The sequence below is a fragment of the Paenibacillus sp. LjRoot153 genome (genome assembly GCF_964253085.1).
Lineage (GTDB): Bacteria > Bacillota > Bacilli > Paenibacillales > NBRC-103111 > Paenibacillus_E.
Window position 1 is genome coordinate 8,045,925 of sequence record NZ_CAXUQH020000001.1, and the last position, 12,964, is coordinate 8,058,888.

Genomic DNA, 12,964 nt, shown 5'->3' on the forward strand with positions numbered 1-12,964 from the left:
ATCAATGCCCTCCTACACAATGAATTTGGAAGGTGGTCGTGAACCCCTTATGATCATAGAAAAAAAGGGAATGGGTTCGTCGATCGGCAGACTGATGAAAGATCCATCATCGCTGATCCTTGTCCTCATCAGTTTCGCTGTTCTCTGTCTCTTCGTAATTTATCCGCTTATTTATGTGATAGCGCTGCCAGGAGCAACGGATTGGACAACTTTTTTCAGCAAAAGCCGGTATGCTAAGGCTCTGCTCAATACGGTTGTCAGCTCCTCCCTATCCGCACTAACCGCAACCATCTGTGGCTTTATTTATGCGTACTCGATTCATTACAGCAACATCGTGGGGAAAAAGTTTTTCCGCTTTATCGCCTTCCTCCCGATTCTCGCACCTTCAGTCATGACCGGACTAGCCTTCCTGCTTTTATTCGGCAGAGGAGGTATGGTATCCCAAACCATGAAAGCATGGTTTAACGTAGAACTGGACTTATACGGACTTCCGGGCCTCTGGATCGTACAAACGATTTCGTATTTTCCGCTTGCCTACATGACCATAACAGGCGTCCTTCGCTCCATTTCGCCAAATCTGGAAATCGCTGCTCAGAATCTTGGTGCACGCGGCTTCAAACTTTTCCGCACCATTACGTTAAAATTAGCACTTCCCGGCGTCATTAACGCTTTTCTACTCGTCGCAATCAACTGTTTTGCCGACTTTGGGAATCCCAAGCTGATTGGGGGGAATTACTCTCTCTTAGCTGTTGAAATCTACGGAGAAATCATTAATAACGAGCCTGGACTCGCATCCGTCATGGGTATCATTCTCGTCATTCCTGCCCTGTTGGTATTCATGATTCAAGCCAAGCTGCTGTCCAAAGGCTCCTACTCGACCATCACTGGAAAGCCTGTTTCAGGACTCAACCGGGTGAAGACTTCCCGCAAGACAGATATCTTCCTTTTCATATTCAACAGCATGATGGCGCTCTTCATCTTGTCCATGTTCGCGATCACCATCCTGTTTGCTTTTACCAAAAACTTCGGACGGGACAACACCTTTACGCTGGATCATATGTTCAAAATCGTCTTTAACCCCTCCAGCCCCGCTGTCATGAACAGCTTAGTCTTGTCGCTCATCAGTTCTATTCTGGCTGTTGGCTTCGCCCTTGTGTTGGCCTATGTGGTTGTACGCAAGCCGTTCCCCGGCAAAAAGCTGCTGGATTTCACAGCTGTATTACCAATTGCTTTGCCTGGGACGTTCGTTGGTCTAGCCTTGATCGTCGCTTTCAGTAATGGACCTATCATGCTGCAAGGGTCAGCCATTCTCATTATCGTTGCCATGCTCCTTAAGCAGATGCCAGTCGGCTATCGCGGACTCACCGCTTCCTTCAAGCAGGTAGATAAATCGATTGAGGAAGCCGCAACGAATCTTGGCGCAGACAGCCGCCGCACATTAACAACCATCGTATTTCCTATGCTGCAAAAGACCATCGTTGCGAACTTCGTCTATGCATTTATGAAAAATATGAACACCCTAAGCACAATTGTCTTTCTTATTACGCCCAAATGGGTCGTCGCCGCTGTATCCATCTTCAATTATGCAGAGACCGGCACTTACTACTGGGCAGCGGCTGTTGCCGTCGGTTTGATGGGGACAACGCTAGCTACGCTTGGTGTGATGAAGCTCATTTTCCGTTCGAAGGTCAAAATATTCGATTTCTAACTATACGTAACACTGACGTCCTAAGGAGTGAGAATCATGAGTTCACATATATTGTTAGATTTAAAAAATGTGAGTAAGGTGTTTGGCAGCAATCACGTTCTCAAACAGATCAATTTACAGATTGAAAGCGGGAAGTTCATTACATTTCTCGGTCCAAGTGGATGTGGGAAAACGACTCTGTTGCGCTCGATAGCAGGCTTTTATACCATTGATGAGGGTGAAATCAAGATTGATGGCCAGCTCGTCAACGATTTGCCCCCTTATAAACGCGGAACACCGATGGTATTCCAGGAATATGCATTGTTCCCGCATATGACGGTATTCGATAATGTAGCTTACGGGCTCGATATTCAAAAGCGCCCTGAAGCGGAAATACAGGATCGCGTTAAGTCTGCGATGGCTAAAGTGAAACTGACCGGACTTGAGGAGCGGTATCCGCACGAGATGTCCGGGGGGCAACAACAGCGGGTAGCTATGGCGCGGGCTCTCGTCATGAACTCGCCAATCATCCTGCTCGACGAGCCGCTAAGCAATTTGGATGCGAAGCTGCGTGAAGAGGTACGTGTGGAGCTGCGCAGCATCCAACAAGAGCTTGGTTTAACGGTCATTTATGTCACCCATGACCAACTTGAAGCCTTATCGATGTCCGATCACATCGTTGTCTTCAACAAAGGAGCGATTGATCAGTACGGCACGCCGCATGACATTTATTACAAGCCTCGCACGCCTTACGTCGCCGACTTTATTGGTACAACGAATTTCGTTGATGCCGTTGTACGTGAATCTTCAAATGGCAAAGCCACTGTGGAATATGGCACGAGCAAACGTACGGCAAGCGTGACGATTGATGAAGCTGTGACAGCAGGTGAAAAAGTGCTGCTCAGTATTCGACCTGAGTCCATGCGTATTAATGCAACGAATGCCGGCGAATTTATGGTGAGCGGCTTCGTAAAATCTTCCATGTTCCTCGGCGAGAAGGAACGATACTTCATTTTAGATGATGATATGAAAGAATGGATTGTCGATGCGTATGATATCGGTTTGACAAGATACCAGGGGAATGTCACGATTAGTGCAGCCGATGATAAAATTCATTTAATTAAACTAAGTTAGTTGGACATATGAAATAGCAGCGGGTTGAAAAGGGAAACTTTGGTTTCCTTTTTTGGCTGTTCAGAAGGGAGTTTCGCCATGTGGAAAAAAGGATTGCTCGTGCTGATAGTCGGTATTGGGGTGTATCTTGGATATCTCGTCTTCGGGGAGAAGAAAAGTAACCAGCCTCTTAAGGTATACGTCATCTTCCAGGAGGATGCAGGGAAAATTCTGCTCGAGACGTTCAAGGAAAAAACGGATCAGCCTTACGATATCATCCGGATGTCCAGTGGTGAAGCGAGCTACCACCTGCTGACGCTAGGCAAAACGGGTATTGATGTCGTGCTCGGTGGCCCTGCGGATCTACACGAGCAGCTCAAGAATAAGAGCAAATCGCTTCGTTATTCATCTGCCTCCGCTAGCAGCATCCCCTCCAAGTACAAAGATACGGACGGTTATTGGACCGGCATTTACATGGGTGCACTGGCCATTGGCGTCAACCAAACCGTCTGGCAGCAAGATCCACAGCTGGCGAATCTCCCGCTGCCACAGCGGTACGAGGATCTGCTGCGCCCTGAACTCAAGGGCAAGATCGAAATCCCCGACCCCGAGACGTCGGGGACAGGCTACACGCTGCTCGCATCGGTTGCCCAGCAGCGCGGGGACAGCGCAGCGATTGATCTCATGCAAGCGTTGAAGAAGCAAAGCGCCTCCATGACGTTCGCCGGCAACACGAGCGCACAGCATCTAGCTGAAGGTGAAGTGGCAGCGGCCGTCTCCTTCTTAAGCGACCAGCTGCGTTTCAAAAACTCAGGCTATAACATAAGCTCGTTTATTCCACCGCAAGCAGGCTGGGAGATTGGTGCTGTCTCCATTCTGAAGGGAGGCAACAATCCTGCCGCGGCCAAACAGCTTGTTGATTTCATGCTCTCCAAAGAGGTTCAAACTGATTACATGAACACGGCCTTTTCCTTCCCTGTAGCGCCAAATATCCCTGTGAATCCGCTCCTTGCGCCAGTGAAGCTGGAGAATCTCCTTGCTGCGTACCGCTTTGATCTAGCTGCACAGCAGCATGAAAAGCTGCTAAACCAATGGCGGGAAGCACTAGAGTAAATTTTAAGGGGCGCATGCTTGCGCTGTTGTTTTTATGTAAAAATTTGTCGTTTCGTGGTATCATCTTATCGTAACTTTATACGGAAAAGGTGGACGGATCATGAATTATTTAGAGACATTGCACCGCCGCAACAAACTGCTTGTGAATATTATTTGGGGGATGCTGGTCCTTGGCATAGCCGTTGATTTCCTGACTGGCGCTGGTATGGATTCGATTATCGTCCTGCTCGTCGTCGGCACATTGACTAGCGGCGTGGCTACCGTTCTTACCTACAAACGTTGGCTTACATCCTACATCATGTATATCATATCCGCCATCGTTACACTCCTGATCTGGTTATTAATGCTTACGGGTCCTATCCTAACAACTTACCTGCTTATCTACGTTAATCTAGCCATCATGACCTTATACAGCAGTTCTCGAGCGATTGCTTTTTCCAGTTTTATGGGGGCTATTTTAACTATCTACTTCTTCCTTAGCCCCTATAAAACAGAAATATTCGGTGAAAACAACATTGTTACGATGTTTATGTATCTTGCTTTTATCGCCGTGCCGTTATTCGCATCTACAAGATTCAGCGAGAAATTGCAAACCACTATTTTTTCCGAGCGCGAGCAGGCTGTTTTTGAGAAAAACAAATCCGTCGAATTGGTTAATCTGGTGTCCTCTTCGCTAGTCTCACTGACCGAATTCAGCTCTAATCTGAAGCAGAATGCCACTGCAACGGGCACTATTTCCAAAGAAGTAACCTTAGCCTTCGGGGAAATTACCGCAAGCACCGAAACGCAAACGTCCAGCATTAATGATATTAGCGAATCCATTCGTCATATCGAGCAATCCGTCACATCCTTAGCTGACCGCTCAACGGAAATGAGAAATCTCTCCGTAAGCTCTGCCCAACTGACCCAGGTGGGGAGTGAAGAAGCAGAGTCCTTGGAGGCACAAATGAAGAGTGCTCACGAGACCATGGATTCTTCCGTTCAGTTGATGAATGATCTAGACAGTCAGAACTCACGAATCAGTGATATTGTCGCGACGATTAAGCATATTTCGACGCAGACGAATTTGCTCGCGCTGAACGCAGCAATCGAAGCCGCACGTGCAGGCGAGCACGGTAGAGGATTCGGCGTTGTTTCTCACGAAATTCGTAAATTGGCCGAAACCTCGCAGCAATCTACCGAGCAGATCGAAAGTATTCTCGAGGATATTCGCTCGAAAACAACCCTAGCCGCGGCGCAAGTCTTGCAGGGGCAGCAATCCGTAGCGAATGGCAGTGATGCCGCGCAGAAAGTCGTACAAGTCATGCATGCACTGGCGACCGATGCAGGCCAACTGGAGAGCCAGTCCACTCACGTGGAACAATCAGCGGAGAATCTTCACCAACAGTACACTCGAATCACGGAGCAGATCGTCACGATTGCTGGTATTACCGAAGAAAACATGGCGTCCATCCAAGAAATGTCCGCAAGTATGACGACACAAGACAGCCGCATTAGCGACATTCTAGAAAGCTTCCTTCAGCTCGATAAACTCACTTCCGATCTCAACCGGATGACAAAGGGTTAATGTCATTTAAAAAATCCACGCCTCTGAAATAGAGGCATGGACTTTTCTTTATTTAGGGTTATGTTCATGCGTGATGGAACATTTATTCTGTATAAAATGGATCTGATTTTTAAGCCGATTGCACTGCTCTTCAGAGCCATGGAACTGTTCAAGTTCCTGTATTAAATTGTGTAAATCATCTCCCGCATTCGCGCAATCATAATTGCTTTCTACATTTTCGAGCATAATCCAGCCTCCTCATGTACGATCAGCGTTATTTTCCACCCTTGTTGCTGCTCTGGTCCTGTGTTCGTGTGGTTGTATTTTTTCTGGATTGCCCTTGCTGTTTGTGACCTGACATGTTGCTCACGCTCCTTGAAATATAGGTTTTAGATAGTGCGAGCTTATTATGAGCAGATAGCTGAATTTGATACAATCCAAAAAATAAAAGCCTTGCATACGATTTGAATCGTTTGCAGGCTAATTAGCTGTGCATCGCTTATTCGACTACCCTTGAAATCTGACTTAATAACCTGCTAACATCCTCGCGGTCGAAAATACCATCCTGATTCATATCCACATCCGATTCAGCAGAACTGGCAATGATAGCGATATCGTCTACACCTATCTTACTATCCCCTGTAAGTTCTAAGTTTTTGAACGTAATAACTGGTCGAGAAAGGATGGCCTTGTTTAATCGGGACATGCTTGTTCGGTACGTTCTCCCTATGAGAATAGCTGGATTTTCTGCATCTAATTTTTGCGATTTCGTCTTCCTAGAGCAAGTAACTGGATTTACTCCAGTTACTTTCGGACAATTTCGTCAAACTAAGCTATAGGAGCCAAATTAGTTGTAGTAAATCCATTTAATCCTCCTAAAATAGAATTCCCCGCGAAAATAGCTGTAGAATATCCATTTAACTCCTTACGAACCCCCCACATGAAACGAGGAAATACGTTTTCCCTGCTCCTACTACTCCTCTCTGTCTACCGCTTTAACCGATGAATCGTAGCGGTAATGCCCTCCTCGAAGCTGATTGCTGGGACTGGCCCTATCCAACGTTCGTACTTCTCGCCACTAAGGCGAAGCGGATCCGTCGTCAAATATAGCATTTCCACGACTTCTTTCATGACTGGAACGAATAATCCCATTAAAGAAAGGCCAATCCTCCCTAAGGAGAGCACAGGTTTGGAAGTGCCGCTAGCTCGGCGCGCGATGCGGACAATATCATGGCCGGAAATCGTTCCCCCACCAGGAATGTTCCATTCCTGACCAAAGGCATGCTCATTCATCGCAAGCTCCACGAGCATTTTAGCCGCATCTGGTAAATACACGTACTCGCGAGGTACATGCATGTTCCCAATGAAGAAAGCCATCTTGTCAACTGCAATAGCTTCTAACGTAGAACCTAGATACGAGGCTTGATTCGCCGTTGGGCCATAATAATCGGGTAGACGAGCGATCAATGGGCGTGCTTGCTTCCAACGCTTGTCGAAAACCATCTGTTCAAATTGCAGCCTAATCTGTCCTTTTCGCGTGTGAGGCTGTTTAGGGTGCTTCTCCGTCACGAAATCCATTTGTTTTCTTCCATAGGGGTAGATGCCATCGACCGCGACCACTTTGAGACCCAATCGGTCAGCAGCCTCCATAACAGCCTCTCCCAGCGGAAGCAGCCGCGTAGCCATCTCATGGTAAGGAACGTTTGCGCAGTGGAACAGGACGTCCGTACCTTGGGCCGCGGCTACCACATCATCTGCTAAGAAGGCATCCCCTACGGCAAGTGTCAGATGTGTTGGATGACCTAACCTAGCAGCGAACTGCTCCAGCTTCGCGAGCGAACGCCCGAATGCAATGACGGGAATTCCCCTATTCACTAATTCCTCCGTGACAGCGGCACCGGTTCCGCCAGTTGCTCCAATAACAATCGCTTTTTGCATATTAAACATCTCCTCAATTTGGTTTGTAATTGATCAATCACTAACTTAATAGTGCCACTATATCAGATGGTTAGTGATTGATCAATAACTAAATGTTTCGGCTTTGCAGCCTTTTAACTCTTCATCAGCTCTGGCAAGCCCAGTGCCATAGAAATATTACAAAGCATGCCCCGCGCAAGAAAGAGCAGCGTCCTCTCCTCCGAATTCGGAATTGCATTCTTCTGGAAGGCTTCAAGCACAATGCCTCGAATCTCTCTAAAACCGGCCTGCATCGCTTCGCGGATCGATTCCTCCTGCATGGTTTGCGCCTGCATCTGAAGCAGCATCTCTGGCTTGTGAGCAGTTAGGATTTCCTCATAGGCAGTAATCAGCTCCTGCTCCAATCCATTCGGCGAAGCAGTGGCAATGACTTGGCAGAAGGATTCTGCAATTCTTGCCCAAGAGGCTTCCAGAGCCGCGAGCATCAACGCCTCTTTGGTTGCAAAAAAGCGGAAAACATACGGCTGTGAAATGCCTGCGCGCTGCGCCACCTGCGCTGTCGTCGTACGATAATAGCCTGTTTCCGCAAAAACCTCAATGGCGGCCGATATAATGTCAGTTCGGCGATTGACCGAAACGGTTTCGTCTTTTGCCATGTAAAAAGCTCCCCTCATGTGTAATGAGTGATTAATCAATCATAAACTAGTGTAACAAGAAACGAATAAAAGCGCCACCCGAACGATTCGCCGTTTACCATCAAAGATAAGACATCAAACAGACCATCCTAGGTAGGATGGCCTTACTGTGTCAACTTTAACGAAGCCCTTTATTCGTGCTGCCCCTGATCGGTCAAATCCTCTGTCGAGGAAACGTCGCATGCCTGATTGGCTGCCGCTTCAAACTCTGCCTCATTGCTCGATCCCAGCTTGTCACCATACTGGTCAAGCCTGCCTGGCTTCCCTGCTGGGCCGTCATTATCCGGCTTATTATTTCTTCCGCTCACATGATCACCCCTTAGCGTTAATGGTTGGGTTGCCAGACGCGTTGGCCTTGGCATACGCTTTAGTGTGTCTCATTTGGCTCCAAACCATCCTCGCTCATCTCAGTTCGCGATTTGCAGCCATTCTGGGTAGTCATCCAGGTAGCCGTATTGACTTAACTCTCGTAACGAATTGCGAATGCTAAGCTCATCCTCACCCGATTGGCTCGTTAATTCCAGCAAGTCATGCAAATGAATGTGCGGGTTCTCTTTGCAAAAGATAAGTAAACCCTTAGCCGCCCATGAGAGGCGGTCATCTTGGAAGTCTCCCACCATCCGGCGAAACAGTTTATGCGGAAGGATTTTAAGTTCTACAAGATCTTGCAGCGCCTTCATCGCCTGCTTATCCGTCATTCTCCCAAGGATGGCAATCTCCGATAACCCAGGGAAATTTGACTCGGAGCCAAAGCTTTTCAAAATAATGTAGACCATTTGAGAACACAAATCTAGGCCTGGTTGACGGAAAATATCATCTGAAAGTGCAAAATTACGTGTACCCTCACTTACTTGTGCGTTAGACATTTCGATGTCCTCCTTTTCAATATGATCGGAGTTCACCCCACCCAGTCAAATCCTACATAAGCTTGCCAGCATTCCGACCGGCTTGCCGAAATATGTCTTCTAAACTGAAGTTCTTCTGTCTGCTAGAAACCGGGATATCCACAGATTCCTGGTGTTCCATGGGTGCGGTAAAGAAAATATCATCCTCTACAAATGATTCGATAACCTGATTTGGATCCTCTTCACCAACCAACGTCGCTATCGTTTGTTCGTGAAGGATATGCTTTGTCAAAATATCCATAATGCCATGACTAAACATGCCTTCAGCTTTCAACTGGTTCATATACGCAATGACCTCTGGCGGTGTTTCTGTCGGAATGTATAGCGTTACATCCTTACCCGGACTCACCAAAACAGTCGATCTCCGTTTCTTCAATCCGCTCCGCTCCCAGCCTCAGTTTCCTTCTGGGTTTCCATGCTTGCCGCTGCTTCATTATTCGTATGTTTCAAGGCATGCTCCAGCAGAAAGAAAGTACCGCGAACATTACGGAATTGACTGTACTCTGATTTATCAAATCGGATCGGCAAGCCTAACTCGGCATTTAATTTCTCGATCCAAGGTTGAAGAACGATGGCCCCGCCACCGATAAACCAAAACTCGTTGGCATAGCGGACATGTTTCCACGAGTTACGGGCGTATTTTAACACCTTTTCGGCTAGGATACGCATGTGACGGTTTACGAGATTCGTCATGTCAAACGCTACTTTACCCTCAGCGTAAATTTCATACTCCTTGTTGACTAGCATGATCGTCAGTTCCGCTGTGCTTGAGATTAGCTCTTCTCCTTGGGCGTTGATTTCATTACGTATGCTTTCTAAAGCATCGTTTAAATAGATTTTAGCCCCCGTTGAATGCCGTTGATCCAGATCAAGCCCTGGTCTGAAAAAAGCAATATCCATATCGACACCGCCAACATCTGCAATCCCGAAACCTTTATGTGACAGCTGTGACTTGGCTGTAGCCTCCATATCATAAACACCTGACACATCGTCAATGCTAATGTCCGATGGCAGCGTAAATTCCATCTCCACCGTTACTCCTTTAAATATTGGTGTCGTAACAAACGTAATGGAATGAACGCCTCCTGTTATCTTATGTGCAAATTCCTCGCTAAATTTCGTAATTTCTCTTATCGGTAATCCCGTTCCTAAGTGCACCGTAGCCTTAATGCGGTTCTTACCGCGTTTAATAGCAGCCTCATGCTTCATAGCAATGGCATATGCCGCAGCCGTTAGCAGAGTAACCATCGTTTCAGGCCGCTGAGCCTTTTTTTGTACCGCTTTATCTCCTACGATTTCATGAACGATCCCTTCGTCCCCGATAGCCAAGTTTCCAACGTAGACATGACGATATTGCTCCGTATCAATCGCCGGAGATGTGATTTGCACATCTAAGAAATCCAAGGGATCTCCTTGTTCCATCAGCAAAAAGCGCTCTCCAAAAGGTTGTGCGACAACATTAGGGAAAATAAAGCTGTTGTTCAAATCGTCATATATACCTTTAATATGACTGCTGCCGTTATCAATGGATAAGTGAATAGTTGTGGTAAGAATATCATGTTTAGCCATGTCTATTTCCTCTCCCAACCTTATTTAAATACTATAAATAGATTCGGTTGATAGAGGCGATTTAAGACGGTTATTAGGAATTTTTAACAATTTCGATTTGGGGTGGACATGAAGTTTAGCATTTAAAGTTTAAAGTTTAGAGCTTAAAGTTTAGAGCTTAAATTGTACAATTTGAACTTTATCTCCGTGTGATAACAGTCACTCACTTGCATATCCTGCTGGCATTTAAGATTCATTAAAGGTTGCCGCTCTAAGATGGTTTTATGAACCTGAGAGGAGTGATCATCATTTTCCGTCAGCGAAAAAGAACCAAAATTATCACCATCATCGCTACATTACTGATTATCATCGCTGCGATTCTATATGGGCTTGCCAATCGTTATTTATTCGAGCATGTCGAAGTTGTCGTCTCCCCGAATAACGTTGTAACGCAAGATTTGCCCGTGAAACAAGTAGCCGCACAAGCCCAATCCGATGATTGGAATTATGAAGACGACAATGAAACAATTCATATCAAAAAGGTTCAAACGGGTTCCGGAGCCGATACGATCACCTATTTCGTCGCAGATGTGACTTTCAACAAGACCACAAACCTGCTCACAGCATTCGCTAAAAATGCCTTCGGCACGAACATCATCGAAAACACTTCGAAGATTGCTGCAAGCAACAACGCTATATTCGCGATTAACGGCGACTATTACGGCTTTCGTAACGACGGCGTCATCATCCGAGGCGGTACCGTTTACCGCGATGAACCTGCACGTGACGGTCTGGCCTTACTCAGCAACGGCACTTTGCAAGCTTACAACGAAGAGGAGATATCTTCTCAAGATTTGCTCGCTGAGGGGACTACAAATACCTTTTCCTTCGGCCCTACTCTTGTGACTAATGGCGAAGTAGCCGGGGATTTCAGCACCGTGCAAATTGACAAAAACTTCGGAAACCGATCGATTCAAGATGCCAATCCGCGAACCGGCATTGGGATGATTTCGCCGAATCACTTTTTGTTTGTCGTGGTCGACGGACGAAAAGCCAATTATAGCCGAGGCATGACGTTAAACGAGTTCGCGAATCTATTCCATGAACTTGGCGCTACCGAAGCTTACAATCTCGATGGCGGTGGCTCGTCCACGATGTATTTCATGGGTAGAGTCGTTAATAATCCGCTTGGCAAAGGCAATGAACGAGGCGTAAGCGACATTATCTACATTCCTAAATCCTAGCAAGGAGGACTGATACTATGACCATCCTTATCCCCTCCTACGAGCCGGACGAAAGGTTACTTTCTCTTATCCATAAGCTAAAGGAAGTTAGCGACGCTTCGATCCTTGTCGTTGACGATGGCAGCGGTGAAGAATACCGCGGTATTTTTGATTCAGCGAAACAAGCAGGCTGTACCGTGCTAACGCACCAGATTAACCAAGGCAAAGGCAGTGCATTGAAAACGGGTTTTGATTATGTGAGACAGCATGGCGAAAGAGATGGCGTTGTCTGCGCCGACAGTGATGGACAGCATTTGCCGGAAGATATTCTAAGGCTCACGGAAGCCGTTCGTGAGCATCGCAATCATATCGTGCTGGGCAGCAGACAATTTACGGGTAAAGTTCCTATGCGCAGCCGCATCGGGAATTCCGCAACGAGAATGGTATACGCTTTTGCGACAGGTAAACCCATACAAGATACGCAAACTGGCCTGCGGGGCTATTCCTCCGAGATGTTGGATTGGCTGTGCCAAATTCCAGGCAATCGTTTCGAATATGAAATGAACATGCTTCTCGAGGCTCCCCGTGTGGGGTACGACTTGGTTGAGGTGCCGATCGACACCATCTATTTGGACGACAATAAATCTTCGCATTTTCGCCCACTCGCCGATTCTGCCAGAGTTTACTTTCCTTTCCTGAAGTTCTGTGCGTCTTCGGGATTCGCGGCGATCTTGGACTTCATGCTGCTGCTCTTGCTGCAAGGGATAACCTCAAATTTGCTCGTATCCGTCATTGGATCACGACTATTCAGTTCCATGTTCAATTACACAATGAATCGCAAATTTGTTTTTGCCAAAAGGAACGGAGCGGCTATCCGCAAATCGTTGCCCCGGTATTTCTCTCTAGTTATCATTATCATGTTGTTAAATTACAGTATTATGTACCTTTTTCACGAAAGCATCGGCATCCCGCTCATAGCTGCAAAGCTCATGACGGAAGCCTTCTTATTCTCATTCAGTTATTGGGCACAGCGAAAATTCGTATATTAAAAAAGCAAAAAGCCACTTCCTTATAAACTGTACCCTATTGAGTAGACACTTTAAAAAGTCTCTCGATAGGGTACAGTTTAGTCATGGAGTGGTTTCTTTACTAGAGCTTACTATTGGATGAATTTATAACCTAAAGGATATTGACCAACCTGCTGTTGCTTACGCTGT

General features: G+C 46.6%; 13 protein-coding genes. 6 read left to right on the forward strand and 7 right to left on the reverse strand.

All coding sequences use genetic code 11. From position 1 onward, the window contains the following. Window positions 1-49: 49 nt before the first annotated feature. The 4 genes from ACSQ8P_RS34965 (at window position 50) to ACSQ8P_RS34980 (ending at window position 5,480) form a co-directional block, all read left to right on the forward strand. Window positions 50-1,708, forward strand: coding sequence for an ABC transporter permease (locus tag ACSQ8P_RS34965; RefSeq protein ID WP_436239336.1), 1,659 nt, complete (start codon window positions 50-52; stop codon window positions 1,706-1,708). Window positions 1,709-1,744: 36 nt separating this feature from the next. Continuing rightward, window positions 1,745-2,821: an ABC transporter ATP-binding protein gene (locus ACSQ8P_RS34970; protein WP_436239337.1), complete on the forward strand. Its 1,077-nt coding sequence runs from the start codon at window positions 1,745-1,747 to the stop codon at window positions 2,819-2,821. 78 nt (window positions 2,822-2,899) lie between these two features. After that, complete coding sequence (locus tag ACSQ8P_RS34975) at window positions 2,900-3,913, forward strand: extracellular solute-binding protein (RefSeq protein WP_436239338.1); 1,014 nt, start codon at window positions 2,900-2,902, stop codon at window positions 3,911-3,913. Window positions 3,914-4,013: 100 nt separating this feature from the next. Continuing rightward, window positions 4,014-5,480 (forward strand): methyl-accepting chemotaxis protein, encoded by a 1,467-nt coding sequence (locus tag ACSQ8P_RS34980; RefSeq protein ID WP_436239339.1) that lies wholly within the window; start codon window positions 4,014-4,016, stop codon window positions 5,478-5,480. 478 nt (window positions 5,481-5,958) lie between these two features. Here the strand turns inward: ACSQ8P_RS34980 and ACSQ8P_RS34985 are convergent, their stop codons facing one another. The 7 genes from ACSQ8P_RS34985 to ACSQ8P_RS35015 all read right to left on the reverse strand — a co-directional run bounded on the left by ACSQ8P_RS34985 (window position 5,959) and on the right by ACSQ8P_RS35015 (window position 10,545). Next, on the reverse strand, window positions 5,959-6,165 hold the full coding sequence (locus tag ACSQ8P_RS34985) for a hypothetical protein (RefSeq protein ID WP_436239340.1): 207 nt from the start codon (window positions 6,163-6,165) through the stop codon (window positions 5,959-5,961). Window positions 6,166-6,446: 281 nt separating this feature from the next. Then, on the reverse strand, window positions 6,447-7,397 hold the full coding sequence (locus ACSQ8P_RS34990; protein ID WP_436239341.1) for an NAD(P)H-binding protein: 951 nt from the start codon (window positions 7,395-7,397) through the stop codon (window positions 6,447-6,449). A gap of 113 nt (window positions 7,398-7,510) precedes the next feature. Continuing rightward, a complete protein-coding gene (locus ACSQ8P_RS34995) occupies window positions 7,511-8,032 on the reverse strand; it encodes a TetR/AcrR family transcriptional regulator (RefSeq protein ID WP_436239342.1) in 522 nt (173 codons plus the stop codon). 170 nt (window positions 8,033-8,202) lie between these two features. Then, window positions 8,203-8,379: a hypothetical protein gene (locus ACSQ8P_RS35000; protein ID WP_436239343.1), complete on the reverse strand. Its 177-nt coding sequence runs from the start codon at window positions 8,377-8,379 to the stop codon at window positions 8,203-8,205. 99 nt (window positions 8,380-8,478) lie between these two features. Beyond that, the gene (locus tag ACSQ8P_RS35005) at window positions 8,479-8,937 is read right to left on the reverse strand and encodes a hypothetical protein (RefSeq protein WP_436239344.1); all 459 of its coding nucleotides are present in this window, start codon (window positions 8,935-8,937) and stop codon (window positions 8,479-8,481) included. 52 nt (window positions 8,938-8,989) lie between these two features. Further along, on the reverse strand, window positions 8,990-9,352 hold the full coding sequence (locus tag ACSQ8P_RS35010; protein WP_436239345.1) for a hypothetical protein: 363 nt from the start codon (window positions 9,350-9,352) through the stop codon (window positions 8,990-8,992). Continuing rightward, complete coding sequence (locus ACSQ8P_RS35015; protein ID WP_436239346.1) at window positions 9,349-10,545, reverse strand: Alp7A family actin-like protein; 1,197 nt, start codon at window positions 10,543-10,545, stop codon at window positions 9,349-9,351. Before ACSQ8P_RS35015 ends, ACSQ8P_RS35010 begins: the two co-directional genes overlap by 4 nt. Before the next feature lie 263 nt (window positions 10,546-10,808). Between ACSQ8P_RS35015 and ACSQ8P_RS35020 the strand changes: the two genes are divergently transcribed. Both ACSQ8P_RS35020 and ACSQ8P_RS35025 read left to right on the forward strand, forming a co-directional pair. Next, window positions 10,809-11,768: a phosphodiester glycosidase family protein gene (locus tag ACSQ8P_RS35020; RefSeq protein ID WP_436239347.1), complete on the forward strand. Its 960-nt coding sequence runs from the start codon at window positions 10,809-10,811 to the stop codon at window positions 11,766-11,768. A 17-nt stretch (window positions 11,769-11,785) separates the two neighbouring features. Further along, on the forward strand, window positions 11,786-12,796 hold the full coding sequence (locus ACSQ8P_RS35025; RefSeq protein ID WP_436239348.1) for a glycosyltransferase: 1,011 nt from the start codon (window positions 11,786-11,788) through the stop codon (window positions 12,794-12,796). The last annotated feature ends 168 nt before the right edge of the window (window positions 12,797-12,964 follow it).

Excerpts from the sequence above, each read along its gene's own strand:
- ACSQ8P_RS34970 (WP_436239337.1), top strand. The coding sequence starts at position 1,745 with ATGAGTTCACATATATTGTTAGATTTAAAAAATGTGAGTAAGGTGTTT.
- ACSQ8P_RS34985 (WP_436239340.1), bottom strand. The coding sequence starts at position 6,165 with ATGTCCCGATTAAACAAGGCCATCCTTTCTCGACCAGTTATTACGTTC.
- ACSQ8P_RS35015 (WP_436239346.1), bottom strand. The coding sequence starts at position 10,545 with ATGGCTAAACATGATATTCTTACCACAACTATTCACTTATCCATTGAT.
- ACSQ8P_RS35020 (WP_436239347.1), top strand. The coding sequence starts at position 10,809 with ATGAACCTGAGAGGAGTGATCATCATTTTCCGTCAGCGAAAAAGAACC.
- ACSQ8P_RS34975 (WP_436239338.1), top strand. The coding sequence starts at position 2,900 with ATGTGGAAAAAAGGATTGCTCGTGCTGATAGTCGGTATTGGGGTGTAT.
- ACSQ8P_RS35025 (WP_436239348.1), top strand. The coding sequence starts at position 11,786 with ATGACCATCCTTATCCCCTCCTACGAGCCGGACGAAAGGTTACTTTCT.
- ACSQ8P_RS35005 (WP_436239344.1), bottom strand. The coding sequence starts at position 8,937 with ATGTCTAACGCACAAGTAAGTGAGGGTACACGTAATTTTGCACTTTCA.
- ACSQ8P_RS34980 (WP_436239339.1), top strand. The coding sequence starts at position 4,014 with ATGAATTATTTAGAGACATTGCACCGCCGCAACAAACTGCTTGTGAAT.
- ACSQ8P_RS34965 (WP_436239336.1), top strand. The coding sequence starts at position 50 with ATGATCATAGAAAAAAAGGGAATGGGTTCGTCGATCGGCAGACTGATG.
- ACSQ8P_RS34990 (WP_436239341.1), bottom strand. The coding sequence starts at position 7,397 with ATGCAAAAAGCGATTGTTATTGGAGCAACTGGCGGAACCGGTGCCGCT.
- ACSQ8P_RS34995 (WP_436239342.1), bottom strand. The coding sequence starts at position 8,032 with ATGGCAAAAGACGAAACCGTTTCGGTCAATCGCCGAACTGACATTATA.